The following is a 25,282-nucleotide window of genomic DNA, read 5'->3' as shown; positions in this document are numbered from 1 at the left end:
CCGAAGTGGACGGGGTATCAACTTCTGGCGTTGATTTTTGGCACGCTGTTGAGTTCTCAAGGAACGGACGCTTCCTTTGTACTCACCCTCGCGGGTTTTCCTCCGGGCGCTTCCTTTGTTCTTCTTTTCGTTCTTGCGTTTCCGACTCTATCAGACTCTCTCGTGTCCGATTCCCGGTCGAAGCGGGGTTCGCTTTCCAGTTCTCCGCTCTCGCGTTTCCCTTTCCGGCGATTCCAACCTTACCAGACCATTTCCGCGCCGTTTCCGGAACCGGATTTGAATTCTGTGGCCGTTGGCGGGCCTTTCCCTTTCGGGTGGATCCAGACTTTATCAGGTCTCCCCGGGTCTGGTTCCCATCCTCCCCGCGGGCGCGGTCCGGGCACACGTGTGTGTCGGGGGCCGTGCGAGGTGGAGACGTAAACGTACTGGAGCGGGCCCCCTCGGTGCAAATCGAGGTGAGCCCGCTCCAGTTCGGGTCGCTACCGCGAGGCTCAGACCTCGACGACGACCGGGAGGATCATCGGGCGGCGGCGGTAGCCGTCCGAGACCCACTTGCCCATCGTGCGGCGGATGAGCTGCTGGATCTGGTGCGGTTCGGCCACGCCGTCGGCGGCGGCGCGGGCGATGGCTTCCTCGATCTTCAGGCTGACCGAGCCGAACGCACCGTCGTCGATGCCCGAGCCGCGGGCCTGGATGTTCGGGCCGCTCACGACCTTGCCCGTGGTGCTGTCGACCACGACGTAGACCGAGATGATGCCCTCGTCACCGAGGATGCGGCGGTCCTTGAGGGACGCTTCCGTGACATCGCCGACCGACAGGCCGTCGACGTACACGTAGCCGGCCTGGACCTTGCCGGAGATCCGGGCCTTGCCGTCGATCAGGTCGACGACCACGCCGTCCTCGGCGATCACGATGCGGTCCTTCGGGACGCCCGTGAGGGCGCCCAGCTCGGCGTTGGCGCGCAGGTGGCGCCATTCGCCGTGGACCGGCATCAGGTTCCGCGGCTTGCAGATGTTGTAGAAGTACAGCAGCTCGCCCGCGGAGGCGTGGCCGGAGACGTGCACCTTGGCGTTGCCCTTGTGCACGACGTTGGCGCCCCAGCGGGTCAGTCCGTTGATCACGCGGTAGACCGCGTTCTCGTTGCCCGGGATCAGGGACGACGCCAGGATCACGGTGTCGCCGGGGACGATCCGGATCTGGTGGTCGCGGTTGGCCATCCGGGACAGGGCGGCCATCGGCTCGCCCTGGGAACCGGTGCAGACCAGGACGACCTCGTGGGGCGGCAGGTCGTCGAGGGTCTTCACGTCCACGACGAGGCCGGCCGGGACCCGCAGGTAGCCCAGGTCACGGGCGATGCCCATGTTGCGGACCATCGAGCGGCCGACGAAGGCGACCCGGCGGCCGTACTCGTGGGCGGCGTCGAGGATCTGCTGGATGCGGTGCACGTGGCTGGCGAAGCTGGCCACGATGATCCGGTTGTGGGCGTTGGCGAACACCGTGCGCAGGACGTTGGAGATCTCCCGCTCCGGCGGCACGAAGCCCGGGACCTCGGCGTTCGTCGAGTCGGAGAGCAGGAGGTCGATGCCTTCCTCGCTCAGCCGCGCGAACGCGTGGAGGTCGGTGAGGCGGTTGTCCAGCGGGAGCTGGTCCATCTTGAAGTCGCCGGTGGCCACGACCAGGCCGGCGGGGGTCCGGATGGCCACGGCCAGCGCGTCCGGGATGGAGTGGTTGACGGCGATGAACTCGCAGTCGAAGGGGCCGAGGGCCTCCCGCTCGCCTTCCTTCACCTCAAGGGTGTAGGGGCGGATCCGGTGCTCCTGGAGCTTCGCCTCGATGAGGGCCAGCGTCAGCTTGGAGCCGATCAGCGGGATGTCCGGCTTCTCCCGGAGGAGGTAGGGGACGGCGCCGATGTGGTCCTCGTGGCCGTGCGTGAGGACGATGCCGTCGATGTCGTCGAGCCGGTCCCGGATGGACGAGAAGTCCGGAAGGATCAGGTCGATGCCCGGCTGCTCCTCCTCGGGGAAGAGAACGCCGCAGTCGACGATCAGGAGGCGGCCGTCGAACTCGAAGACGGTCATGTTGCGGCCGATCTCACCGAGACCGCCCAGGGGGGTGACCCGGAGGCCGCCCTTGGGAAGCTTCGGGGGCGGGCCGAGTTCAGGATGCGGATGGCTCAAAAGTCTCTCCTCACCACGCACGCCACGTACCTCGGAAGGCACGTGGCGCGCATGTCATTCGTGCACTTGCATTTGTCTGTTGTGGTCTTGCTTGTTCAGTTGTGCTTGTTCAGTTGTGAAGTCTGTTGTCAGAGCTGTACCCCGCCGGCGGCAAGATCGATCTTGAGCTGTGCCGTCTCTTCGGCGGTCAGCTCCACCAGCGGGAGCCGCAGCGGGCCCGCGGGCAGGCCCTGGAGGTTCAGCGCGCCCTTGGTGGTGATCACACCCTGGGTGCGGAACATGCCGGTGAACACGGGGAGCAGCTTCTGGTGGATCTCGGCGGCCTTCTGGACGTCGCCGCCCAGGTGGGCTTCGAGCAGCGCGCGCAGCTCGGGGGTGACCACGTGACTGACCACGGAGACGAAGCCGACCGCGCCGACCGACAGGAGCGGCAGGTTCAGCATGTCATCACCGGAGTACCAGGCCAGGCCGCTCTGCGCGATGGCCCAGCTGGCGCGGCCGAGATCGCCCTTGGCGTCCTTGTTGGCAACGATACGGGGGTGCTCGGCCAGCCGTACGAGGGTTTCGGTGTTGATCGGGACGCCGCTGCGGCCGGGGATGTCGTAGAGCATGACCGGCAGCTCGGTGGCGTCCGCGATCGCCGTGAAGTGCCGGTAGAGCCCTTCCTGCGGCGGCTTGCTGTAGTACGGGGTGACCGCGAGCAGGCCGTGGGCGCCGGTGCGCTCGGCCTGGCGGGCGAGCTCCAGGGTGTGCCGGGTGTCGTTGGTGCCGATGCCGGCGACCACGTGGGCGCGGTCTCCGACCGCTTCGAGTACGGCTCGTACGAGGTCGTTTTTCTCCGCGTCGGTGGTGGTCGGCGACTCACCGGTGGTGCCGTTGACGATCAGGCCGTCGTTGCCTGCGTCCACCAGGTGGACGGCGAGCCGCTGCGCGCCGTCGAGGTCGAGTGCGCCATCCGCCGTGAACGGCGTGATCATGGCGGTGAGGACCCGCCCGAAGGGGGTCTGCGGAGTCGAGATCGGAGCCATGGGTAACACGCTACTCGCTGCCACGCTCACGGTATCCCCTCGGGGGACGTCAACGAGGTGTGGCTCCCCCATATGACTGCGGAGGGTGACCGCCGGGTTGTTGGAGCCCGGCACTGCCTGCTCGGGGGTTCAAGCAGTGCCGGGTCCGTTTGATCAGCCTAGATGAACTTTCCGAAACGCCGCAATACGGACACTTGGGACTTGGCTTCGGACATCCGTGCGCGACCGGCTGTTTCCGGCCTTACGGCGCGACTCGGCCGTTGGCGTTGAACGCGGCGTACGTGAGCGGCATCAGGCCGGCCCAGTGCTGTTCCATCTTCTCGCCGACCATCTCGATCTCCCGCTGCGGGAAGGACGGGGTGGCCGCCAGCTCGTGCTGCGTGCGCAGGCCGAGGAAGTGCATGAGCGAGCGCGCGTTGCAGGTGGCGTACATCGAGGAGAAAAGACCGACCGGCAGGACCGAACGGGCAACCTCGCGGGCCACACCGGCCGCGAGCATCTCCTGGTACGCCTCGTAGGCCTGGCGGTACGAGTCCTCCATGACGCGGCCGGTGAGCTCCTGCTGCGCCTCGGTGCCCTCGACGAAGACGTACTTGCCGGGCCGGCCCTGCTGGACGAGCTTGCGCTCGCTGTCGGGGACGTAGAAGACCGGCTGGAGCTCCCGGTAGCGGCCCGATTCCTCGTTGTAGGACCAGCCGACGCGGTGGCGCATGAACTCTCGGAACACGAAGATCGGGGCGCTGATGAAGAACGTCATCGAGTTGTGCTCGAAGGGGCTGCCGTGGCGGTCGCGCATCAGGTAGTTGATCAGGCCCTTGGAGCGCTCCGGGTCCTTCTGCAGCTCCTCCAGCGACTGCTCGCCGGCCGTGGAGACGCGGGCGGCCCACAGGACGTCCGAGTCGGCGGCGGAGTGCTTCACCAGCTCCACCGTCACATCACTGCGGAAGCCGGGTTTCAGGGCTGAAGCGGCGGTATCGCTCACTGGGGTCCTTCCAAACGTGTCGCACCTGGGGCGCGCCCACTCTACGGCGCCCGGCGGGGTTCCCTCGCAGGCCCGGGCGGCGGCGGACCGCACCCGGGCAGCTGACGGCCCGCACTGGGAACCGGACCGATGTCCCGAAATCGGGCACCTATCGCGGCGTTCGCGCGTCCTACTGGGAGAAGCACCGCCCACGGCCCCCGGGGCCCCGACCACCAGGAGATCCGCTTCCATGTTCCTCCGGCGCGAGCCCGTCCCCTTCACCTTCGTCGCCGAGGCCGAGCGTTTCCGCAGTAACGTCACTCCGCCGCCGCGCGAGAGTCTGAGCAAGACTCAGCTCGCCGCCCGTACGCTGGTCGGACTGACCGTGGTGGCCGGGCTCGTCGGCTCGCTGCTCTTCGGCATGCCGGCACTGCAGCCGCACAAGGCCCCCGAGAAGTCACAGCAGTCGCAGGCCTCCGAGGGGCGGTAGCCTCACGGGCACAGCCCAACCGAACGTGCATGTGAGTGAGGTCCAGCCGTGCCCCTGCCCTTCTTGACGGCCGACGGCGTAGCCGACGAGCACGAAGACGAAGCCCTCCCCCACGACGACCACGACCGATGGCGGCGGCCCTACCGGCCCGGCCCCTGCCGGGTGGCGATCGCGGCGCTGCTGCTCCTGCTGACCGCCTTCATGCTGCTGGCCACGATGATCATCGCCTTCGCCGGGGCGTGGGGCGGCGCCGTCGGCTGCCTGGCCGCTGCGCTCACGGTGCTGGGCGCGACGCTGCGCCTGCTGCGCACCGGCGTGTGGGTGAGCGGTACGGGCCTGCGCCACGTGGCGTTCTTCCGGACGCGCTCGGTCCCGTGGAACGCGATCGACGGGATCCGCACGGTGCAGCAGCCGGTGCGCTGGCTCGGGCTGCCGAGGACGGTGCAGGGCCAGGCGCTCACGGTCTCCGGCCAGGGCACTACGGCGCTGCCGGTGCTGCTGACCGACCACAACGCCGACTTCCTGGCGCGCGGCGAGGCCTTCGAGCGGGCCGCCGACGTGGTCGGGGCCTGGGTCGAGGAGTACCGGGCCGTGCCCGCCTGAGGCAGGCCCCCACCGCGGGGGGGAGCCCGTACAGGAGCGGTTCAGGCCTGTACGGGCTCCGCCTCGTGCAGGGCGATCGCCCGCTGCATGGCCTTGCGGGCCCGGGGGGTGTCGCGGGCGTCGTGGTAGGCGACGGCGAGGCGGAACCAGCTGCGCCAGTCGCCCGGCGCCTCCTCCGTCTCGGCCTTGCGGCGCGCGAAGACCTCGTCGGCGGAGTCCCGCAGGATCCGGCCGTACTGGTCCCGCTCCAGCTCGTCCACGGGCAGGGCGCCCTCGGCCTCCAGCTCGGCGGCGAGCTGGTTGGCCTTGGTGACGAACCGGGTGTTCATCCAGAGGAACCAGATGCCGATGACGGGCAGGACCAGGACGGCCACCCCGAAGGTCACGGTCAGCCAGGTGCCCTGCCGGATCAGCAGCAGGCCCCGGCTGCCGGCCAGGACGAAGTAGACGACCAGGACGGCGGCCGTGAGGAAGTACGTGATCTTCGCGCGCATGGGTACTACTGCCTGCTCATCAGCCGAGGTCGAGGAAGTGTTCCAGGCCGAAGGTGAGGCCCGGGGTCTGCGTCACGCGGCGCGCGCCGAGCAGGATGCCCGGCATGAAGCTGCGGTGGTGCAGGGAGTCGTGTCGGATGGTCAGGGTCTCGCCTTCCCCGCCGAGCAGCACCTCTTGGTGGGCCAGCAGGCCGCGCAGCCGGATCGCGTGCACCGGGACGCCGTCGACGTCGGCCCCGCGGGCGCCGTCGAGGGCGGTGGCGGTGGCGTCGGGCTGGGCGCCGAGGCCAGCCTCGGCCCGGGCGGCGGCGATGAGCTGCGCCGTACGGGTCGCGGTCCCGGAGGGGGCGTCGGCCTTGTGGGGGTGGTGCAGCTCGACGACCTCGACGGACTCGAAGTAGCGGGCGGCCTGGGCGGCGAACTTCATGGTGAGGACGGCGCCGATGGAGAAGTTCGGGGCGATGAGCACCCCGGTCTCCGGGGAGCCGGCCAGCCAGGTGTCCAGCCGGGCGAGGCGGTCCTCGGTCCAGCCGGTGGTGCCGACGACCGCGTGGATGCCGTGGCCGACGAGGAATTCGAGGTTCCCCATCACCGAGTCCGGGGTGGTCAGCTCGACGGCGACCTGGGCGCCGGCGTCGACCAGCGTCTCCAGCTCGTCGCCGCGGCCGAGGGCGGCGACCAGCTCCATGTCGTCGGCGGCCTGGACGGCCTTGACCGCCTCGGAGCCGATGCGGCCCTGGGCGCCGAGGACCGCCACGCGCAGCTTGCTCATGTTCGCTTCCTTAGGTGCGTACGTGCTCACGTGCGTACGTGCTCACGAGGGACTGGGGGTGTCCACCCCCTAGGCGACCGCTTCGTCGAGGCGGGCGGCCTGCTTCTCCTTGAGCGGGCCGATCACCGCGAGGGACGGGCGCTGGGCCAGTACGTCGCCGGCGACCGCGCGGACCTCGTCCGGGGTCACGGCGGCGATGCGGGCCAGCATGTCGTCGACCGACATCTGGTCGCCCCAGCAGAGCTCGCTCTTGCCGATGCGGTTCATGATCGCTCCGGTGTCCTCCAGGCCGAGGACGGTGGAGCCCGAGAGCTGGCCGACGGCCCGCCTGATCTCCTCGTCCGTGAGCCCGTCGGAGGCGACCTTGTCGAGCTCGTCGCGGCAGATGCGCAGGACGTCGTGGACCTGGCTGGGCCGGCAGCCCGCGTAGACCCCGAAGAGTCCGGTGTCGGCGAAGCCGGAGGTGTACGAGTACACGCTGTAGGCCAGGCCGCGCTTCTCGCGGACCTCCTGGAAGAGCCGCGAGGACATGCCGCCGCCGAGGGCGGTGTTCAGCACGCCGAGCGCCCAGCGGCGCTCGTCGGTGCGGGCCAGGCCGGGCATGCCGAGGACCACGTGCGCCTGCTCGGTCTTGCGGCTGACCAGGTCGACGCGGCCGGCGGTGCGGATGCGCTTGCTGCCGGCGCGCGGGCCGACCGGCTCGGCGTCGGTGCGGGTGAGCGCCCCGGCCTTCTCGAAGGCGGCGCGGACCTGGCGTACGACCTTGTTGTGGTCGACGTTGCCGGCGGCCGCCACGACCAGGCGGGTCGGGTCGTAGTGCTTCTTGTAGAAGCGGCGGATCCGCTCGGCGCCCAGGGCGTTGATGGTGTCCACGGTGCCCAGGACGGGGCGGCCGAGGGGGGTGTCCCCGTACATGGTCTGCGCGAACAGGTCGTGGACGCAGTCGCCGGGGTCGTCCTCGGTCATCGCGATCTCTTCGAGGATGACGCCGCGCTCGGCGTCCACGTCCTCCTCGCGGATCAGCGAGCCGGTGAGCATGTCGCAGACCACGTCGATGGCCAGCGGCAGGTCGGTGTCGAGCACCCGTGCGTAGTAGCAGGTGTACTCCTTCGCCGTGAAGGCGTTCATCTCCCCGCCGACCGCGTCGATCGCGGAGGAGATGTCGAGGGCACTGCGCTTGTCGGTGCCCTTGAAGAGGAGGTGCTCCAGGTAGTGCGTGGTGCCGCCCAGCGTGGGCGTCTCGTCACGGGAGCCGACGTTCGCCCAGATGCCGAAGGTGGCGGAGCGGACGGAGGGCAGCGTCTCGGTGACGATGCGCAGGCCGCCGGGCAGGACGGTGCGGCGCACGGTGCCGATGCCGTTCTGCCCCTTGAGGAGGGTTTGGGTACGGGCGACGGCCCGCCCCTCGGAAGAGGGGCGGGCCGTCACACGGGGACTACGCGACGTCACTTGTCGGATTCGTCCTTCTCGGCGTCGGCAGCGTCTTCGCCCTCGACCACGGGGACGAGGGAGAGCTTGCCGCGGGAGTCGATCTCGGCGATCTCGACCTGCACCTTGGTGCCGACCGCGAGCACGTCCTCGACGTTCTCCACGCGCTTGCCGCCGGCGAGCTTGCGGATCTGCGAGATGTGCAGCAGGCCGTCCTTGCCGGGCATGAGGGAGACGAAGGCACCGAAGGTGGTGGTCTTGACGACCGTACCCAGGTAGCGCTCGCCGACCTCCGGCATGGTCGGGTTCGCGATCTGGTTGATCGTGGCGCGGGCGGCCTCGGCGGCCGGGCCGTCGGCGGCACCGATGTAGATGGTGCCGTCGTCCTCGATCGTGATCTCGGCGCCGGTGTCCTCCTGGATCTGGTTGATCATCTTGCCCTTGGGGCCGATGACCTCGCCGATCTTGTCCACGGGGATCTTGACGGTGATGATCCGCGGGGCGTTGGGGGACATCTCGTCCGGCGTGTCGATCGCTTCCATCATCACGTCGAGGATGTGGAGGCGGGCGTCGCGGGCCTGCTTGAGGGCGGCGGCCAGGACGGAGGCCGGGATGCCGTCGAGCTTGGTGTCCAGCTGGAGCGCGGTGACGAACTCCTTGGTGCCGGCGACCTTGAAGTCCATGTCGCCGAACGCGTCCTCGGCACCGAGGATGTCGGTGAGGGCGACGTAGTGGGTCTTGCCGTCGATCTCCTGGGAGATCAGGCCCATGGCGATGCCGGCGACGGGGGCCTTGAGGGGCACACCGGCGTTCAGCAGCGACATGGTGGAGGCGCAGACCGAGCCCATGGACGTCGAACCGTTGGAGCCGAGGGCCTCGGACACCTGGCGGATCGCGTAGGGGAACTCCTCGCGCGTCGGCAGGACCGGCACGATCGCGCGCTCGGCGAGCGCGCCGTGGCCGATCTCGCGGCGCTTCGGCGAACCGACGCGGCCGGTCTCGCCGACCGAGTACGGCGGGAAGTTGTAGTTGTGCATGTAGCGCTTGCGGGTCACCGGGGAGAGGGTGTCCAGCTGCTGCTCCATGCGGAGCATGTTGAGGGTGGTGACGCCCAGGATCTGGGTCTCGCCACGCTCGAACAGCGCCGAGCCGTGCACGCGCGGGATGGCTTCGACCTCGGCGGCGAGGGTACGGATGTCCGTGATCCCGCGGCCGTCGATGCGGACCTTGTCCTTGATGACGCGCTCGCGCACCAGGGCCTTGGTCAGGCTGCGGTAGGCGGCGGAGATCTCCTTCTCGCGGCCCTCGAAGGCCGGGAGGAGCTTCTCGGCGGCGATCTCCTTGACGCGGTCCAGCTCGGCCTCGCGGTCCTGCTTGCCCGCGATGGTCAGCGCCTGGGAGAGGTCGCCCTTGACGGCGGCCGAGAGGGCCTCGTACACGTCGTCCTGGTAGTCCAGGAAGACCGGGAACTCGCCCTCGGGCTTGGCGGCCTTGGCGGCGAGGTCGGCCTGGGCCTTGCACAGGACCTTGATGAACGGCTTCGCGGCCTCGAGGCCCGCGGCGACGATCTCCTCGGTCGGCGCCTCGGCGCCGCCCTTGACGAGGGCGATGGTCTTCTCGGTGGCCTCGGCCTCGACCATCATGATCGCGACGTCGCCGTCCTCCAGGGCGCGGCCCGCGACGACCATGTCGAAGACGGCGTCCTCGAGCTCGGTGTGCGTCGGGAACGCGACCCACTGGCCGCGGATCAGCGCGACGCGGACGCCGCCGATCGGGCCGGAGAAGGGCAGGCCGGCCAGCTGGGTGGACGCGGAGGCGGCGTTGATCGCCACGACGTCGTACAGGTGGTCGGGGTTGAGCGCCATGATCGTGGCGACGACCTGGATCTCGTTGCGCAGGCCCTTCTTGAAGGACGGGCGCAGCGGGCGGTCGATCAGGCGGCAGGTGAGGATCGCGTCCTCGGAGGGGCGGCCCTCGCGGCGGAAGAAGGAGCCGGGGATCTTGCCGGCGGCGTACTGCCGCTCCTCGACGTCCACCGTGAGGGGGAAGAAGTCGAGCTGGTCCTTGGGCTTCTTCGACGCGGTGGTCGCGGAAAGCACCATCGTGTCGTCGTCCAGGTAGGCAACGGCGGAGCCGGCGGCCTGGCGGGCCAGACGGCCCGTCTCGAAGCGGATGGTGCGGGTGCCGAAGGAACCGTTGTCAATGACGGCCTCGGCGTAGTGGGTCTCGTTCTCCACTAGCGTTTTCTCCATTTTCGTCGTCTCCGTCCGCCACCCGTGTGGTGGTGGACGGTTGCGGAGAAGCGCTCCTGGCGTGCGGGCCGGTCTTCGATCGAAGCACCCGGTTCGTAGCCTTCCGGGGCTTTCCGGATGCCACTACCGAGGACCGGCGGCGTAGGGAGGGCGCTCCTCCTCTTCAGTTGTGCACCTGCGACCAGACTACAAAGCGTCCGGTACGTCTCGCACGTACAGCAAAGGGAGCGGCCCCCTCAGTGTGGGAACCGCTCCCTTCACAGCGTCTTTACTTGGCGCCGGCCGCACCGCGGCGGATGCCGAGGCGCTCGACCAGCGTACGGAAGCGCTGGATGTCCTTCTTGGCCAGGTACTGCAGCAGGCGGCGACGCTGGCCGACCAGGATCAGCAGACCACGACGGGAGTGGTGGTCGTGCTTGTGGGTCTTGAGGTGCTCGGTCAGGTCCGAGATGCGCTTCGAGAGCATCGCGACCTGGACCTCGGGGGAGCCGGTGTCGCCCTCCTTGGCACCAAACTCTGCGATGATCTGCTTCTTCGTAGCGGCGTCGAGCGGCACGCGTACTCCTCGTTTAGGTCTTCGTAGCCACCGAGTGCCCCAGGTCGAATTCTCTGGGGATCTTCCGTAACTCGGGAGGCGGGGTCCGCTGAGCGCAGCCTCCAGAGATGCTCCGGGGGCGCGTACACAAACGGCCGTCACACAGCGTACCAGGCTGCCGGGCCGGGCCCGGCTCAGCTGGTGAGGGCGCGGGCCCGGGCGTAGACGTCGAGCACGGCCAGGGTGAGCGGGACCAGACTGAGCAGTACCGCCGCCTCGGTGAGGTCGAGCAGCCGTCCCCAGAAGGGTGACAGGCCCTTGCGGGGGATGACAAGCGCAATTCCGGCGAGCAGGGCCGCTCCGGCGCCGACGGCGGCGGAGAGCCAGATGGTGCGCAGGTCGAGGCCGCCTCGGTCGTGGTGCTCGACGAGTTCCGCGAGCAGGTCGGCCGGCGGGTGCAGGGCCAGGCCCAGGACGAGCAGGGCGATGGCGGCGAACCCGGCCGCGAGGGCGCACACCACCTGGGAGGTGTAGCGGAAGAGCCGGGCGCGCAGCAGCATCGCGAGGCCGGTGGCGAGGGCCAGCAACCGGCCCCAGGTGTTGTCGGAGAAGCCGAGGACGGCGGCGCAGCCGACGACGACGGCGGCGCAGCCGGCCGCCAGGCCCAGGAGCATCTCGTGGCCGCGCCGGGCCTGGGCGGCGATCGCTTCCGCGTCGAGGGAGGCGGCCGGGTCGTGCCGGTCGGCGCCGGCCGGGTCGGCGGGGTCACCGTACGGGGCGCTGTCGTGACCGTCGGACATCTCGTAGTCACCGGCCGAGCTCTGCGGGGCCGCGTAGCCGATGGGCAGGCGGGCGAAGCGGGCGGAGAGGCCGGGCAGGAAGGCGACGAGGCCTATCGCGACCGGCGCGCAGACGGCGGCGGTCGCGGTCGCGGAGGCCTCGGTGGCGATGGCCGCGAAGGTGGCGAGGGTGCCGGTGGCGGCGAGGAAAGTGGCCGCGACGAAGGGGGCGTCGCCGTGCGGGGTGAGGGCGACCAGCGCGACGGACGCGACGAGGGCGCAGCCGCAGCCGAGCAGGAACTGCAGGCGGCCCGGTCCGTGGCCGGCGGCCGGGGCGACGATGGCGGAGCCGGCGATCAGCAGGTGGGGGAGGGCGGCGAGGCCGAGGGCGACGGCGGAGCCGCCGTCGCGGTAGACCCGGGCGCGCACTCCGGCGGCGGCGGTGAGCAGGACGCCGACGGCGGCGGCGATGACGCCGGGCAGGCCGTGGGTGTCGTGGCGGACGGGGTCGGCGTACCAGAGGACGAGGCCGAGCAGGACGAGCAGGACGGCGGCGCCGGCCAGGCCCGCGCCGCGCAGCATGTCGTCGCTCCAGCGGTGCCGGTCGCGTACGACGGCGGACGCGACGGCGTCGGAGACGTCGTCGAAGACGGCGGGCGGCAGGGATTCGGCGAAGGGACGCAGGCTGAGCACCTCGCCGTCGAGCACCTGCTGGGCGGCGAGGGTGCGGGCGCCGTCGAGGACGGCGCCGGAGCGGCGTACGAGGTGGAAGCCGGTGGGGGCGCCGACGGGCTGGGTCTGGCCGGTGAGCCGCAGGAGTTCCGGGTAGACGTCGGCGACGGCGATGTCCTCGGGGAGGGCGACGTCGATCCGGCTGTCCGGTGCCACCACGGTGACCCTGCAGAAGCCGGTCGCCTCGGCCGTACTCACCTGTGTGCCCCCCTGGTTGCTGTTCCGGCGCCGCGTGGGTGCGGGGACGGATTCGCTGCTGCGCATGCCGCGCGGGTCACCCTACCGGGCTTATGACGGACAGTAGGCAAGTAGGATCACCACCCCCGGCCAGGCCCGGGAGTTGAGGGCGCCGGTCGTGACGTCCGTCCGTTTTCGAGGGATTGATGCTCCGGTGAGCCAGATCGTCGTGAAACGCCCGCCCAGGTCACTGCCGCCGGAGGTGCCGTCGGAAGAAGTGCGGCTGGAGGCGCCGCCGGAACTTCCGCGGGGGCAGCAGGAGGGCATGCTGATGCAGCTCCTGCCGATGCTCGGCATGGGCTCCTCGGTCGTCTTCTTCTTCATGCCGGGTGCGGCGCCCTTCATGCGCATCATGGGCGTGCTGATGCTGGTGTCGACGGTGGGCATGGTGATCGCCCAGCTGGTGCGCTACCGGCGCGGTACGCAGGGGCAAATGGCCGATGTGCGCCGGGATTACCTGAAATACCTGGCGCAGACGCGGCGTCAGGTCCGCCGGACCGCGCGGGCGCAGCGGGACGCGCAGCTGTACCTGCACCCGGCGCCGGACCAGTTGTGGTCGGTGGTGGCGGAGGGCTCGCGCCTGTGGGAGCGGCGGGTCGGCGACGAGGACTTCGGGCAGGCCCGGCTGGGGCTGGGCGCACAGCGGCTGGCGACGCCGCTGGTGGCCCCGGACACGGCGCCCGTGGACGAGCTGGAGCCGTTGACGGCCGGCGCGATGCAGCGCTTCCTGCGGGTGCACTCCTCGCTGGACGGGCTGCCGGTGGCGGTGTCGATCCGGGCGTTCTACCACGTGACGGTGTCCGGGGAGCCGGAGTCGGCGCGCGGTACGGCGCGGGCGCTGGTGGCGCAGCTGGCGACGCTGCACTCCCCCGAGGACCTGATGGTCGCGGTGGTGGCGGCGCCGGGTGCGGTGCCGTCGTGGGACTGGACGAAGTGGCTGCCGCACGCGCAGCTTCCGGGGCAGGTCGACGGGGCGGGCACCAAGCGGCTGTTCGGGGACGACCTGGGCGAGCTGGAGGGGCTGCTGGGGTCCCGGCTGGAGGGGCGGCCGCGGTTCAGCCGGGACGTCTCGCCGGTGCTGGACCAGCCGCACCTGGTGGTCGTGCTCGACGCGAACTCGCCGCGCGGCGGGCTGGTTCCGCCGGACTCGGTGTTCGCGGCGGTCGAGGGGCTGCAGGGCGTGACCATCGTCGAGGTGGTGGCGGGCGAGCTGGACGAGCCGCGGGGCGGGCTGTCGGTCGTGGTGCGGCCGGGCCGGCTGCGGCTGGAGTCGGGCTCGGGCGTGGCGTACGAAGGGGTTCCGGACACGCTGTCGCTGCCGGCGGCGGAGGCCCTGGCGCGGCAGCTGGCGCCGTTGCGCACCGGTGGCGGTGACGACGACGAGCCGCTGCTGGCGAACCTGGACTTCACGGACCTGCTGAACCTGGGCGACGCGGCCCAGGTCGACGTGTCGCGCACCTGGCGGCCGCGGTCGGCGGGTGAGCGGCTGCGGGTGCCGATCGGGGTGGGCGAGGACGGCACCCCGGTGATGCTGGACCTGAAGGAGGCAGCGCAGGAGGGCATGGGACCGCACGGGCTGTGCGTGGGCGCGACGGGTTCGGGCAAGTCGGAGCTGCTGCGCACGCTGGTGCTGGGACTGGCGGTCACGCACACCTCGGAGACGCTGAACTTCGTCCTCGCGGACTTCAAGGGCGGTGCGACGTTCACGGGCATGGGGCAGCTCCCGCACGTGGCGGCGGTGATCACCAACCTTGCGGACGACCTGACCCTCGTGGACCGGATGGGCGACTCGATCCGCGGCGAGCTGCAGCGCCGCCAGGAGCTGCTGCGGTCGGCGGGCAACTACGCGAACATCCACGACTACGAGAAGGCGCGCGCGGCGGGCGCCCCGCTGGAGCCGCTGGCCTCGCTGGTGCTGGTCATCGACGAGTTCTCCGAACTGCTGACGGCCAAGCCGGACTTCATCGACATGTTCATCCAGATCGGCCGGATCGGCCGGTCGCTGGGCGTGCACCTGCTGCTGGCCTCGCAGCGCCTGGAAGAGGGCAAGCTGCGCGGCCTGGACACGTACCTGTCGTACCGGATCGGTCTGCGGACCTTCTCGGCGGCGGAGTCGCGGACGGCGATCGGCGTGCCGGACGCCTACCACCTGCCCTCGGTCCCGGGGTCGGGATATCTGAAGTTCGGCACCGACGAGATGACCCGCTTCAAGGCGGCGTACGTCTCGGGCACCTACCGCTCGGGCGGCCCGGACCTGTCGGTGGGGCCGTTCCCGCTGGAGCGGCGGCCCGCGCTGTTCACGGCCGCGCCCGTGCCGGTGGTGTACGCCGCGCCGGACCCGGCGTACCTCGCGGCGCAGGCGACGCGGGGGGACGACGCGCTCGCGGACACGGTGCTGGACGTGATCGTGGGCCGGCTCGAGGGGCAGGGCGTGCCGGCGCACCAGGTGTGGCTGCCGCCGCTCGACCAGGCTCCGCCGCTGGACCAGCTGCTGCCGGCGCTGGCGCCGAGCGGGGCGCGGGGGCTGCACGCGGAGGGGTACACGCGGCCCGGCGGGCTCGTCGTTCCGCTCGGTCTCATCGACAAGCCGTTCGAGCAGCGGCGGGAGGTGCTGTACCGGGACTTCTCGGGGGCGGCGGGCCACATGATGGTGGTCGGCGGCCCGCAGTCGGGCAAGTCGACGCTGATGCGGACGCTGATCTCCGCGTTCGCCCTCACGCACACCCCGCGCGAGGTGCAGTTCTACGGGCTCGACTTCGGCGGCGGCTCCCTGTCGTCGGTCGCCGACCTGCCGCACGTGGGCGGGATCGCCTCCCGGCTGGACCCGGAGCGGGTGCGGCGTACGGTCGCGGAGGTGGCGGGCGTCCTGAACCGCCGCGAGGAGTTCTTCCGGGCGAACGGGATCGACTCGATCGGTACCTACCGGCGGCGGCGCGCGGCCGGGGAACTGCCCGGCGAGGCGTGGGGCGACGTGTTCCTCGTCGTCGACGGCTGGGGTGGTTTCCGGGGCGAGTACGAGGGCCTGGAGCCGGTCGTCACGGACATCGCGTCCCGGGGCCTGGGATATGGCATCCACGTGGTGGTCACGGCGGCCCGGTACATGGAGGTCCGGGCCGCGCTCAAGGACCAGATCCTGAGCCGGCTGGAGCTGCGGCTCGGTGACGTCATGGACTCCGAGTTCGACCGCAGGGTCGCCGCGAACGTCCCCACGGGGATGCCGGGCCGTGGTCAGGTCCCGGAGAAACTGCACTTCCTGGGCGCGCTGCCGCGCATCGACGGTTCGCACAGCGCGGAGGACCTGTCGGAGGGCACGGCCGCGTTCGTGGCGGCGGTCAAGGAGAACTGGGCGGGGCCCTCGGCTCCGGGCGTGCGGCTGCTGCCTCGGCTACTGCACGCGGACCAGCTGCCCAAGGGCGGCGAGTTCCCCGCGCACGGCATCTCGATCGGAGTCGGCGAGACCGACCTGGAGCCGGTGTTCGTCGACTTCGAGACGGACCCGTTCTTCCTGGTCTTCGGCGAGAGCGAGTCGGGCAAGACGAACCTGCTGCGGCTCATCGCGCAGCGGATCGCCGAGCGGTACAGCCCCGACCAGGCCAAGCTCGTCGTCGGCGACTACCGGCGCGGCCTGCTCGGGGCGCTGCCGGAGGAGCACCTGCTGGAGTACGCGCCGATGGCGAACTCCCTGCAGATGCACATGGAGGCCCTGGGCGGGGTGTTCTCGCGCCGGCAGCCGCCGGACGACGTCACCCCGCGGCAGCTGCGGGACCGCAGCTGGTGGACGGGCCCGGACGTCTTCATCATCATCGACGACTACGACCTCGTGGCCGGCAGCCAGGGCAATCCGCTGACGCAGCTGGTGGAGTTCCTGCCCTTCGCCCGGGACACGGGTGTCCGCTTCATCATCGCGCGCAACTCCGCCGGTGCCTCGCGGGCGCTGTACGAGCCGTTCATGCAGCGGATCAAGGAACTGGGCGCGCAGGGCGTGGTGCTCTCCGGCGACCCGTCCGAGGGGGACCTGCTGGGCAACGTCAGGCCGCGTCCGCTGCCGCCGGGCCGCGGGTACTTCTCCTCGCGCAGGCGCGGTACGTCGCTGGTCCAGATCGGGCGGCTGCCGGTCTCGGGGGCGTGAGAAGCGCGAACGCTCCCCGCGGCGCCGTCCGGGCACCGATAATCGGGGCAGAACGCTGCACCGCAGTCGCACGAAGGGAAGGCCGCGCCATGGGGTCCCAGCAGGAGAAGGACGAGCTGTACGCGCTCGACATCAGCGGCGTCGAGTGGGAGGGGCCGCCCGGGACCAGTCCCGACGAGGAGCGGGTGGAGATCGCGAAGCTGCCCGACGGGGCGGTGGCCATGCGGTCGTCGCTGGACCGGGACACCGTGCTGCGGTACACGGCGGCCGAGTGGGAGGCCTTCGTGCTCGGTGCCCGCGACGGGGAGTTCGACCTGCGCTGACCGCGGGTCCGACCGGCTCCGCACGCGCGAAGGGGCGCGCCCGGTGCGGGCGCGCCCCTTGGACGCGGGCCGGCGGGCTCAGTAGGCCTCGGTGAACAGGCGCGAGGCCTTGATGTCCGTGGCGTGGTAGTCGCCCTTGCCGCGCTCGATGAGCTGGGCGACGGTCTCCAGCTGCTTGTGCATGTGGTCGGCGGCGGCCTTGTACTTCTTCTGGAGGGTGACGTACTCACGGTGCGCTTCACCGTCCCAGGTGTCGGTGACGACCTTGACGGCGGTGTCCATCTCGTCCAGGTCCTTGAGGATGTTCTGCGACACCACGCGGATGCGGTCCGCCATCTGCTGGACGCTCTCGTACCTGACCTTGGTGTGGCCGTCGTTACCGGACATCGTGTTCTCCTTCGCGCTGGGGCGTTGTGGGCGACGTGGCCTTGATCAGATGTTGTTGAGACCGGACTTGTTGGCGGCGGCGAAGGCCTGGCGCACGTCCTCGTCCTGGGCGTTGCTCAGGTTCTTGGTCTCCGACACCGCGTGGTGCAGGACGCCGAGCAGCCGGCGGATCTTGTCGTGGTCCAGGTTGATGTCCTCCTGGGCCTTGACGAAGCCTCCGGCACCCACGCCGGTCCAGCCCGCACTCACCGTGGCGATGATGTCCGCCAGCTCTCGGGACTGCCGCGACACGGCCTCGGCCGTCTCGGAGATCCTGTTGGCCGCCTTGACGACCGGATCGTCCGCAAGTCCGAAATTGCTCGTCATCCGAAGCTCCTCACTTCTCAATTCGCCGGCAGAACCGACGGACTGCGTGGCGGAGCAGGCGTTCCCGGCGCGGGACCAAGCCACGCGCTCCCGGAACTCCCCCTCCGCTTCACGCCATCCCCCGATCACAGTCGTGAAGCCTGCCGTCACTCTAGCCAGTACCCCCGCCCGCCCCAACACCGGTACGCAGGCGCGCCGGTGAAGCGGCGGGGGTCACCGCGACGGGCGTCGGCGGGCCCGGGAATCGCGCACCACGGTCGCGGTGCCCGCGATGACGGCGATGAGTACGACGACGGTTCCCAGGGCGTACGTACCGAACCGCTCCTCCCGCTCCTGCACGGTCTCGGTGAGGTGCAGCTCCGCCACCTGCGGCGCGGCCGCCGGCGGCGGGCCCGGGTCGGGGACGGGCGCCTTGGGGGGTTCGCGGTCCTGGGTGAGCGCCCGTACTGGGTCGACGACACCCCAGCCGACGTAGTCGTCGTGGCCGTTCACGGAGCGTTCGGCGGTGTTCTCGATCTGCCAGACGATCTGCTGCACGCTCCAGTCCGGGTGTGCGGCGCGCAGCAGGGCGGCGACTCCCGCGACGTAGGGGGCGGAGAAGCTCGTGCCGTTGTCGACGCACTGGCCGAAGCCGGGGACCGTGGAGACCATGTCGACGCCGGGGGCCGCGACGCCGATGAAGTCGCCGGGCTGGGAGAAGGCGGCCCGCTCGTTGTTGCGGTCGGAGGCGGCGACGGCGAGGACACCGGGGAAGGCCGCCGGGTAGGTCTTGTGCTTCTGCCCGCTGAGGCCGTCGTTGCCCGCGGAGGCGATGACCACGGCCTTCGCGTCGATGGCCCGCTGGACCGCCTTGCCGAGCTCGGAGTCCGCGCTCAGCGGGACGTCGGTGTCCTGGGAGACGTTGATGACCTGGGCGCCCTTGGACACCGCGTGGTCGATCGCCTGGGCGAGGGTCGCGGCGTTGCCGTTGCCCTGCCCGTCGTTCTGCCGGACCGGGATGATGGTGGCCTCGGGGGCGAGGCCGACGAAGCCGGTGCCGTCCTGGGGGCGGGCGGCGATCAGGCCGGCCACCCTGGTGCCGTGGCCCACGGTGTCGTTGGTGCCGTCACCGCCCTTGGGGTCGACGAAGTCCCTGCCCGCGCCGGTGTCGAGGGCGCTGCCGAGCTGCGGATTGGCGCGGTCCACGCCGGTGTCGATGACTGCGACGCGGACGCCCTTGCCGCGGGTCTTGGCCCACAAGGCGTCCAGGAGCAGCCGTTGCAGGGCCCAGGGCCGGTCGGCGATCTGCTTCTTCATCGGAAAGGTGCACTCGCCGGCGCCGGCGAGGGCGAGGCCGTACGGGGAACCCGGCGCGGCGGGGCCGGCGGCGGCCGCCGTACCGCAGGCCGCGACGAGGGCGAGGACGGCGCTCAGGAGCAGGCTCCGGGTGACCGCGGCACGGCGCCCGGACGGCGGCTTGGGCATCGGCGGCATCCTCACGAACCCTGCGGCTGGCGGGCGGAGTTGGTGTCCAGCCGGGGCCCCTTGGAGAGGAACTCCGACCAGGCGATGGGCACCATGGCGGGGGTGACCGCACCGTAGCCGAGCCGGATCTGCGCCTGGCTCGCCTCGGGCCGGCCGTCGCCCGCGCCCTGCTCCTTCTGGCCGCCCGCGCCGATCTTGGACTGTGCGGAGTCGCTGTCGCCGTTGGCCTGGACGGCGTACCGCAGGCCGGTGTCGGTGACCAGGAACGTGGAGCCGCCCGCGGTGGTCTGGCGGCCCTGGACCTGGGTGTAGAGCAGCCCCGAGCCCGGGGTGACGTACGCACCGGTGCCGCTCGCGGCGATGTCGACGGGGAAGCCGGTGCCGGCCCAGGTGCTCAGCGTCGGGTTGCCCTGGCCGTCGACGGAGCGCAGCACCGCGCAGACCGTGTCGCGCAGGGCGGTGCCCGGTGCGGAGCCGGGCGCGGCGGTGACCCGGTTGACCTGCACGCCCTTGCGCTGGGGCCACTTGGCATCGTTCTTGAACGGGGTGGCGTCCGGGTTGAGGGACTGGAGGTCCACCTCGCGGGCCTTGCCGTGCATGTTGAGGCCGTCGGTCGCCGGCGCGGAGATCAGCAGCCAGGCCACGAACTCCGAGACGGGCGCGACCCGGTCGGGCAGGACGGCGTAGTACTGCGTGCCGGAGCCGGTCTGGGCGGTCAGCACCATGCCGACCTTGCTGTCGGCGGTGCCCAGGCCCCGGACGTTGGCGTTGGCGCCCGCCCGGCCCGGAAGTTGCGGGAAGGCCAGGTCGTCGCCGGGGGTGAGGGTGGCCAGCCACTGTTCGGTGACCGGCTGGGGGGTGGCGCCGGTGCCGACCAGGGCCGTGGTGAGCGTGCCGGCGTCGGCGGTGCCCTCGGGGAACCGGTACTTCGTACCGACCGCGTCGACCAGGTAGCGCTCCTTGGCGCCGCCGGTGTTCTGCACGTACAGCAGCTGCGTGTCGGTGGTCTTGCGGCCGTCGTCCAGCAGTTTCGCCTCGCGGTCGGCGAGGACGAAGGCGGCGGTCTGTACGCCCTTGCCGTTGCCGCCGGGCTGCTGGCAGACGGCCCAGCGCTTGGCCCTGCCGGCGTCGGCCGGGGCGGGCAGCCGGTCGGGGGCGTAGGGGATGCCTATGATCGGCCCGCGCGGCGGCCGGCCCGCGTCCAGGACCTTGTCGTCGATCTGCACGACCTTGAACTTCGCGGGATCCAGCAGCAGTCGGGCCGAGGCCAGGTTCAGCACGGGGTGCAGGCGGGTCTGGTCCTTGCCGTTGACCTTGGTGGTCAGGACCACGTACCGGGTCGTCGACTGCTTGCCGACGATGACCTGGGTGCCGGGCTCGTCCCAGCCCTTGGGGGCCTGCGGTTTGAACATGCCCCAGGCGCCGAAGCCCGCGACCGCGAGGGCGCCGACCACCAGACCGGGGACCACGGCGCGCAGCGGGCGGGGCGCGCCTTCCTCGGTGCCGGTGGCGGAGGGCTGGAGGAACGCTGCCACCGTGCGCCGCTTCGCGAAGGTGTAAGCGTTGAGCTCATCACGTCGTGATGCCATGACCGCCTGATTCTCGCCGCACGGCCCGGTAGCGGACACCGGTCCCCGGGCCTCGATGATCGGACCGGGGACCTACTATGCCTCTTGACGGACGGTATGCACGGGCCGGGTAGGCTGGGTCGGCCGCCGGGCGGCCTCCGGACCGGGGCGGTCAGGGCTTGGTCGGGGCGGATTCGGCAGACTTCGGGGCGCGGCGGCGACCGCCGCGCCGGAGCGTACGGGGCCCGCCCCCGGGATCGGGAGGTGCGCGAGTGACGGCCACCGCGACGGAACCACGGACGGCGTCGGCCACACCGGTACGCGCCGGGGTGACACCGCATCCGCGCTCCTCCCCGGGCCGGTTCGGGCCGTTTCGACTGCAACAGCTCGTGCTCCTCCAGATCGCGGCCGCCGCCCTGCTGGTGGCCTGGGTGGTGGAACCGGTGCTGCTGGTGCCCGCCGGGGCACTGGCCCTGGTCCTGGTGCCGCTCGCGGTCGTACGCCGCCACCAGCGCTCCCTGCCCGAGTGGATCGGCGGCGCCCTGGCCCTGCGCGCCCGGCGCCGCCGGGCCGCGGGCCGCTCCGTACCGGCCGGCGTCGAGCCCGGGCTGGCCCCGCTGGTCGAGGCCGAACCCGCCCTGCGGACGCTGACGTTCAGCGATCGCGACCGGCGGCCCGTGGGGATGGTCGGCGACGGCACGTTCCTGACGGCCGTCGTCCAGGTCGACATGGACGCCACCGCGCTGCGACCGGACCGGGGGACGCGCCCGCTGCCACTGGGGCTCGTCCGGGACGTCCTCGAAGTGGACGGGATCCGGCTGGAGTCCGCCCAGTTGGTGCAGCACACGCAGCCGGCTCCGGCGCCGCACCTGCCGCCCCAGGCGTTGGCCACCCGCAACTACGCCCCGCTCCAGGCCAGTACGGGCGCCCCGGCGGTCCGGCTGACGTGGATCGCGCTCAAGCTCGACCCGGAGCTGTGCCCGGAGGCGGTCACGGCGCGCGGCGGCGGGCCGGCCGGGGCGCAGCGGTGCCTGGTGCGGATCGCGGACCAGCTGGCGAGCCGGCTGGCGGGCGCGGGGTTCCGGGCGGCGGTGCTGACCGAGCCGGAGCTGACGGGCGCGCTGGCGACGTCCTCGTGCGCGAACCCGATGGCGATCACCCAGGCCGGCCGGTCTGCGGGCACGGGCCGGCGCACGGAGGAGACCGCGCGGACCTGGCGCTGCGACGACCGGCGGCACACCACGTACTGGATCGGCCGTTGGCCGCAGTTGGGCGGCGCGGGCGCGGGGCTGCCCCAGTTCGTGGCGCTGCTGACCTCGCTGCCCGCGCTCGCGACGAACTTCAGCCTGACGATGGCGCCGGCCGAGCGCCAGGGCGTGACGCTGACGGGGCACGTGCGGGTGACGGGGCGCAGCGACGAGGAACTGGTGGCGGCCCGCCGCGAGCTGGAGCGGACCGCGCGGGGCGTGCGGACGGGACTGGTCCGGCTCGACCGCGAACAGGTACCGGGGCTGCTGGCCTCGCTGCCGCTGGGAGGAGCGCGATGAGGGGCGGTTTCGGGTTGATCGGGCCCCGCCGCGAACGGCACGTGGTCCCGGCGGCCGATCTGGACGCGCTGGCACTGCCCGTCGCCGACGACGGGGTCGTCATCGGCATGGACGCCGAGGGCCGCCCTGCGGTGCTGGGCGTCAACCGGCCGACGCCGTACGAGGTGACGCTGATCGGCGGCCTGTGGACGGCGCAGGTGCTGGCGCTGCGCGCGGCGGCCACCGGGGCGCGGGTCGCGGTGGAGACCGGGCGCGGGCAGGTGTGGTCCGCGCTGGCCCGGGCCGCGGGGGGCGGCCAGCAGTGCGTGACGCTGCACGACGTCGGCCGGGTGCCGCCGCAGGGCGCGTCGGCGGGCAGCCCGGTGCTGGTGGTACGGGACTGCGGGATGCGGCCGCCGCGCGGGCGGGTGGTGGCGGGGCCCTGGCAGTCGGTGCTGACGCTGCTGCCGTACCTGAGTCCGGCGGCGCCCCGGCTGATGCGCAACGCGTCGCTGGTGGGGGTGCAGCGGGTGTCCCCCGACGAGGCCGGACAGATCGGCCGCCTGATGCACCTGCCGCGGGCGGCGGTGGAGTCGCTGCCGACGCTGGGGGACGGGGTGACGTTGTGGTGCACGCCGCGGGACCGCAGGTTCGTCATGACGCAGGGCACGGACACGGAGACGGGCCTGCTGGGCGCGGCGCGCCGGATCGACTGACGGGGCGTGAGCCCGGACACGGGGGCGGGCGGGGCGCCGGGGCGCGATTAGGCTGAGCGTGGGCGCGGCGTCGAGGTGGGCGCCTGACCGTTGTTCGACAGACCAGGAGGACTCAGTGAGCGGCGATCGGAACGAGAGGCGCGGCGGGACGTGGGACGTCCCGACGGACGATCAGTCCGATGCGGAGCCCGAGGTGACGGGCGAGTTCACCATCGACTACACCCCTCCGGCCTGGTACACCCAGGGCGCGGCGCAGGCTCCGGCCGCGTCCGTGCCGGGGCTGCCGGAGGGCAGCGGCTTCGAACCGCACCGCCCGTCGGACGTGACCTCACCTCCGACGATGCGGATCGCGCCCCCGGTCCCGCGCACGTCGCCGGCCGACGCCGTGGTCCCGCCGGCGGTCTTCGCCACCGCTCCCGCGGCGGTGCCGGACCCGCCGGCCGCACCGACCCCGGCCGCGGTGGCTGTTGGGGCTCCGGCCGACGCGGGCCCGAACCCGGCTCCGGTCGAGCCCGCCCCGGTCGCCACCCCGGCTCCGGCGGCTCCGGCCCCGGCGGAACCCGCACCGTACGCCGCCCCGGCCGACGTCCCTCCGGCCGCCCCGGCCCCGGTCGAGCCCGCACCGTACGCCGCCCCGGCACCGGCACCGATCGACGCAGACCCGGTGGACGCCACTCCAGCGACTCCGGCCCCGGTCGAGCCCGCACCATACGCCGCCCCGGCCACCCCGGCCCCGGTCGAGCCCGCACCGTACGCCGCCCCGGCCACCCCGGCCCCGGTCGAGCCCGCACCGTACGCCGCCCCGGCACCGCCGTACGCGGCGGCGCCCGCCCCGGGCCCGGCGCCGGCCGACGCCGTGCCGCCCGCGCAGCCGTACCGCACCGCCACGCCGCCCGCGGGCACGCCCGTGCCCCCTGCCCCGTACCCGGCGCCCGCGCCCGGGCCCTACGCGCCGCCCGTCACCCCCGCGGAGGCCGCCGTGCCCGCCGCCGAGCCCCCGTTCGGGGGACCGGGCGGTGAGCTGCCCCCGCTGCCGCCCGCGTACCAGGCCCCGCAGGGCTACGGCTTTCCGCCCCCGGCACAGCCCCAGCCCCAGCCCCAGCCGCCGCACGACCCCCGCTCCGGCGGCCAGTGGCCGCAGCCGCCCCACCAGGCCGGTCCGGCCACCGGCGGGGCGCCGCTCGGCTACACCGCCGCGGTCGAGCTGTCCTCGGACCGCCTGCTGCGCGCCAAGCAGAAGCCCAAGCCCACCCGCTCCGGCTTCCGCTTCGGCGGCAAGGCCGCCGAGGCCGAGCGCCTGCGCAAGCTCGAACTCATCCGCACCCCGGTCATGTCCTGCTACCGCATCGCCGTGATCAGCCTCAAGGGCGGCGTCGGCAAGACCACCACGACCACCGCGCTCGGCGCGACGCTCGCCTCCGAGCGCCAGGACAAGATCCTGGCCATCGACGCCAACCCCGACGCCGGAACCCTCGGCCGTCGCGTCCGCCGCGAGACCGGGGCGACCATCCGCGACCTCGTCCAGGCGATCCCGTACCTGAACTCGTACATGGACATCCGGCGGTTCACCTCGCAGGCGCCCTCGGGCCTGGAGATCATCGCCAACGACGTGGACCCGGCCGTCTCCACCACGTTCAACGACGAGGACTACCGGCGCGCCATCGAGACGCTGGGCCGCCAGTACCCGATCATCCTCACCGACTCCGGCACCGGTCTGCTCTACTCCGCCATGCGCGGCGTCCTCGACCTCGCCGATCAGCTGATCATCATCTCGACCCCGTCCGTCGACGGCGCGAGCAGCGCCAGCACCACCCTCGACTGGCTGTCCGCGCACGGGTACGGCGATCTCGTCTCCCGTTCGCTCACCGTCATCTCGGGGGTCCGCGAGACCAGCAAGATGATCAAGATCGAGGACATCGTGCAGCACTTCGAGACCCGCTGCCGCGGTGTCGTCGTGGTGCCGTTCGACGAGCACCTCGCGGCCGGCGCCGAAGTGGACCTCGACCTGATGCGGCCCAAGACCCGCGAGGCGTACTTCAACCTCTCCGCGCTGGTCGCCGAGGACTTCGTCCGCGCCCAGCAGCAGGCTCCGCAAGGCCACTGGGGTGCACCCCAGCAGCCCCAGCAGCCCCAGCACGGCGGGCCCCAGCCGCAGTCCCCCTACCACCAGCCGCAGGCTCCCCAGCCCTACGGCCAGCCGTACCCGCAGCCCGGCCAGCCCTGGCAGCCCCGGCAACAGCCGCCGCAGCAGCCCGGTCAGCCGCCGCGCGACCCCCGGCTCGGCTGACCCCGCCACCACCGGCGACGCGAAGGGC

20 protein-coding genes are annotated in these 25,282 nt (G+C 72.0%); 7 read left to right on the top strand and 13 right to left on the bottom strand.

The features are described from left to right. Positions 1-491 precede the first annotated feature (491 nt). From ACWGH1_RS07580 to thyX, 3 genes are all read right to left on the bottom strand, one after another. Positions 492-2,177: a ribonuclease J gene (locus ACWGH1_RS07580; protein WP_453354698.1), complete on the bottom strand. Its 1,686-nt coding sequence runs from the start codon at positions 2,175-2,177 to the stop codon at positions 492-494. A 128-nt stretch (positions 2,178-2,305) separates the two neighbouring features. Then, entirely contained in the window at positions 2,306-3,205 is a 900-nt protein-coding gene (dapA, locus tag ACWGH1_RS07575; protein WP_453354699.1) for a 4-hydroxy-tetrahydrodipicolinate synthase, read from the bottom strand. Positions 3,206-3,446: 241 nt separating this feature from the next. Continuing rightward, complete coding sequence (thyX, locus tag ACWGH1_RS07570) at positions 3,447-4,187, bottom strand: FAD-dependent thymidylate synthase (protein WP_453354700.1); 741 nt, start codon at positions 4,185-4,187, stop codon at positions 3,447-3,449. Between the two features lie 229 nt (positions 4,188-4,416). Here thyX and ACWGH1_RS07565 point away from each other — a divergent pair, with 229 nt between their 5' ends. Together ACWGH1_RS07565 and ACWGH1_RS07560 are read left to right on the top strand one after the other, a co-directional pair. Beyond that, positions 4,417-4,656: a hypothetical protein gene (locus ACWGH1_RS07565; RefSeq protein WP_453354701.1), complete on the top strand. Its 240-nt coding sequence runs from the start codon at positions 4,417-4,419 to the stop codon at positions 4,654-4,656. A gap of 48 nt (positions 4,657-4,704) precedes the next feature. Then, positions 4,705-5,259, top strand: a complete 555-nt coding sequence (locus ACWGH1_RS07560; RefSeq protein WP_453354702.1) for a PH domain-containing protein — start codon at positions 4,705-4,707, stop codon at positions 5,257-5,259. A gap of 41 nt (positions 5,260-5,300) precedes the next feature. On the opposite strand, the gene ACWGH1_RS07555 is transcribed toward ACWGH1_RS07560, so the two are convergent. The 6 genes from ACWGH1_RS07555 to eccD form a co-directional block, all read right to left on the bottom strand. Beyond that, positions 5,301-5,753 (bottom strand): hypothetical protein, encoded by a 453-nt coding sequence (locus ACWGH1_RS07555; protein WP_453354703.1) that lies wholly within the window; start codon positions 5,751-5,753, stop codon positions 5,301-5,303. A 19-nt stretch (positions 5,754-5,772) separates the two neighbouring features. After that, positions 5,773-6,525: a 4-hydroxy-tetrahydrodipicolinate reductase gene (gene dapB / locus ACWGH1_RS07550; protein ID WP_453354704.1), complete on the bottom strand. Its 753-nt coding sequence runs from the start codon at positions 6,523-6,525 to the stop codon at positions 5,773-5,775. Between the two features lie 69 nt (positions 6,526-6,594). After that, positions 6,595-7,974 carry a M16 family metallopeptidase gene (locus tag ACWGH1_RS07545; protein ID WP_453408513.1) on the bottom strand — a complete coding sequence of 460 codons (1,380 nt, stop codon included), beginning with the start codon at positions 7,972-7,974 and terminating at the stop codon, positions 6,595-6,597. Continuing rightward, complete coding sequence (locus ACWGH1_RS07540) at positions 7,971-10,190, bottom strand: polyribonucleotide nucleotidyltransferase (RefSeq protein WP_453356550.1); 2,220 nt, start codon at positions 10,188-10,190, stop codon at positions 7,971-7,973. Before ACWGH1_RS07540 ends, ACWGH1_RS07545 begins: the two co-directional genes overlap by 4 nt. A 283-nt stretch (positions 10,191-10,473) precedes the next feature. Further along, positions 10,474-10,761 carry a 30S ribosomal protein S15 gene (gene rpsO, locus ACWGH1_RS07535; RefSeq protein WP_136213493.1) on the bottom strand — a complete coding sequence of 96 codons (288 nt, stop codon included), beginning with the start codon at positions 10,759-10,761 and terminating at the stop codon, positions 10,474-10,476. A gap of 173 nt (positions 10,762-10,934) precedes the next feature. Then, on the bottom strand, positions 10,935-12,449 hold the full coding sequence (gene eccD, locus ACWGH1_RS07530) for a type VII secretion integral membrane protein EccD (RefSeq protein WP_453408512.1): 1,515 nt from the start codon (positions 12,447-12,449) through the stop codon (positions 10,935-10,937). A 193-nt stretch (positions 12,450-12,642) separates the two neighbouring features. On the opposite strand from eccD, the gene eccCa reads away from it, so the two are divergent. Next, on the top strand, positions 12,643-16,617 hold the full coding sequence (gene eccCa, locus ACWGH1_RS07525) for a type VII secretion protein EccCa (protein WP_453356107.1): 3,975 nt from the start codon (positions 12,643-12,645) through the stop codon (positions 16,615-16,617). Between the two features lie 89 nt (positions 16,618-16,706). Further along, positions 16,707-16,940 carry a DUF397 domain-containing protein gene (locus ACWGH1_RS07520; RefSeq protein WP_136213490.1) on the top strand — a complete coding sequence of 78 codons (234 nt, stop codon included), beginning with the start codon at positions 16,707-16,709 and terminating at the stop codon, positions 16,938-16,940. A 78-nt stretch (positions 16,941-17,018) separates the two neighbouring features. Here ACWGH1_RS07520 and ACWGH1_RS07515 read toward each other — a convergent pair whose 3' ends face one another. The 4 genes from ACWGH1_RS07515 to eccB all read right to left on the bottom strand — a co-directional run bounded on the left by ACWGH1_RS07515 (position 17,019) and on the right by eccB (position 20,746). Next, on the bottom strand, positions 17,019-17,327 hold the full coding sequence (locus ACWGH1_RS07515; protein WP_453355189.1) for a WXG100 family type VII secretion target: 309 nt from the start codon (positions 17,325-17,327) through the stop codon (positions 17,019-17,021). Between the two features lie 45 nt (positions 17,328-17,372). Then, entirely contained in the window at positions 17,373-17,693 is a 321-nt protein-coding gene (locus tag ACWGH1_RS07510; RefSeq protein ID WP_361308780.1) for a hypothetical protein, read from the bottom strand. Positions 17,694-17,906: 213 nt separating this feature from the next. Further along, positions 17,907-19,157 carry a type VII secretion-associated serine protease mycosin gene (gene mycP, locus ACWGH1_RS07505; protein ID WP_453355188.1) on the bottom strand — a complete coding sequence of 417 codons (1,251 nt, stop codon included), beginning with the start codon at positions 19,155-19,157 and terminating at the stop codon, positions 17,907-17,909. Between the two features lie 11 nt (positions 19,158-19,168). Further along, complete coding sequence (gene eccB / locus ACWGH1_RS07500) at positions 19,169-20,746, bottom strand: type VII secretion protein EccB (RefSeq protein WP_453355187.1); 1,578 nt, start codon at positions 20,744-20,746, stop codon at positions 19,169-19,171. 251 nt (positions 20,747-20,997) lie between these two features. On the opposite strand from eccB, the gene eccE reads away from it, so the two are divergent. The 3 genes from eccE to ACWGH1_RS07485 all read left to right on the top strand — a co-directional run bounded on the left by eccE (position 20,998) and on the right by ACWGH1_RS07485 (position 25,254). Next, entirely contained in the window at positions 20,998-22,272 is a 1,275-nt protein-coding gene (gene eccE, locus ACWGH1_RS07495; RefSeq protein WP_453355186.1) for a type VII secretion protein EccE, read from the top strand. Further along, positions 22,269-22,967: a hypothetical protein gene (locus ACWGH1_RS07490; RefSeq protein WP_453355185.1), complete on the top strand. Its 699-nt coding sequence runs from the start codon at positions 22,269-22,271 to the stop codon at positions 22,965-22,967. Before eccE ends, ACWGH1_RS07490 begins: the two co-directional genes overlap by 4 nt. A 115-nt stretch (positions 22,968-23,082) precedes the next feature. Then, positions 23,083-25,254 (top strand): SCO5717 family growth-regulating ATPase, encoded by a 2,172-nt coding sequence (locus ACWGH1_RS07485; protein WP_453408511.1) that lies wholly within the window; start codon positions 23,083-23,085, stop codon positions 25,252-25,254. Positions 25,255-25,282: the final 28 nt, after the last annotated feature.

The sequence above is a fragment of the Streptomyces sp. NPDC054883 genome (genome assembly GCF_053610645.1).
Note: the sequence above shows the minus strand (reverse complement) of the source record. Positions and strands in the feature narration are given on the sequence as shown.

Excerpts from the sequence above, each read along its gene's own strand:
- dapA (WP_453354699.1), bottom strand. The coding sequence starts at position 3,205 with ATGGCTCCGATCTCGACTCCGCAGACCCCCTTCGGGCGGGTCCTCACC.
- ACWGH1_RS07565 (WP_453354701.1), top strand. The coding sequence starts at position 4,417 with ATGTTCCTCCGGCGCGAGCCCGTCCCCTTCACCTTCGTCGCCGAGGCC.
- ACWGH1_RS07555 (WP_453354703.1), bottom strand. The coding sequence starts at position 5,753 with ATGCGCGCGAAGATCACGTACTTCCTCACGGCCGCCGTCCTGGTCGTC.
- dapB (WP_453354704.1), bottom strand. The coding sequence starts at position 6,525 with ATGAGCAAGCTGCGCGTGGCGGTCCTCGGCGCCCAGGGCCGCATCGGC.
- ACWGH1_RS07520 (WP_136213490.1), top strand. The coding sequence starts at position 16,707 with ATGGGGTCCCAGCAGGAGAAGGACGAGCTGTACGCGCTCGACATCAGC.
- ACWGH1_RS07515 (WP_453355189.1), bottom strand. The coding sequence starts at position 17,327 with ATGTCCGGTAACGACGGCCACACCAAGGTCAGGTACGAGAGCGTCCAG.
- ACWGH1_RS07510 (WP_361308780.1), bottom strand. The coding sequence starts at position 17,693 with ATGACGAGCAATTTCGGACTTGCGGACGATCCGGTCGTCAAGGCGGCC.
- mycP (WP_453355188.1), bottom strand. The coding sequence starts at position 19,157 with ATGCCCAAGCCGCCGTCCGGGCGCCGTGCCGCGGTCACCCGGAGCCTG.
- eccB (WP_453355187.1), bottom strand. The coding sequence starts at position 20,746 with ATGGCATCACGACGTGATGAGCTCAACGCTTACACCTTCGCGAAGCGG.
- ACWGH1_RS07490 (WP_453355185.1), top strand. The coding sequence starts at position 22,269 with ATGAGGGGCGGTTTCGGGTTGATCGGGCCCCGCCGCGAACGGCACGTG.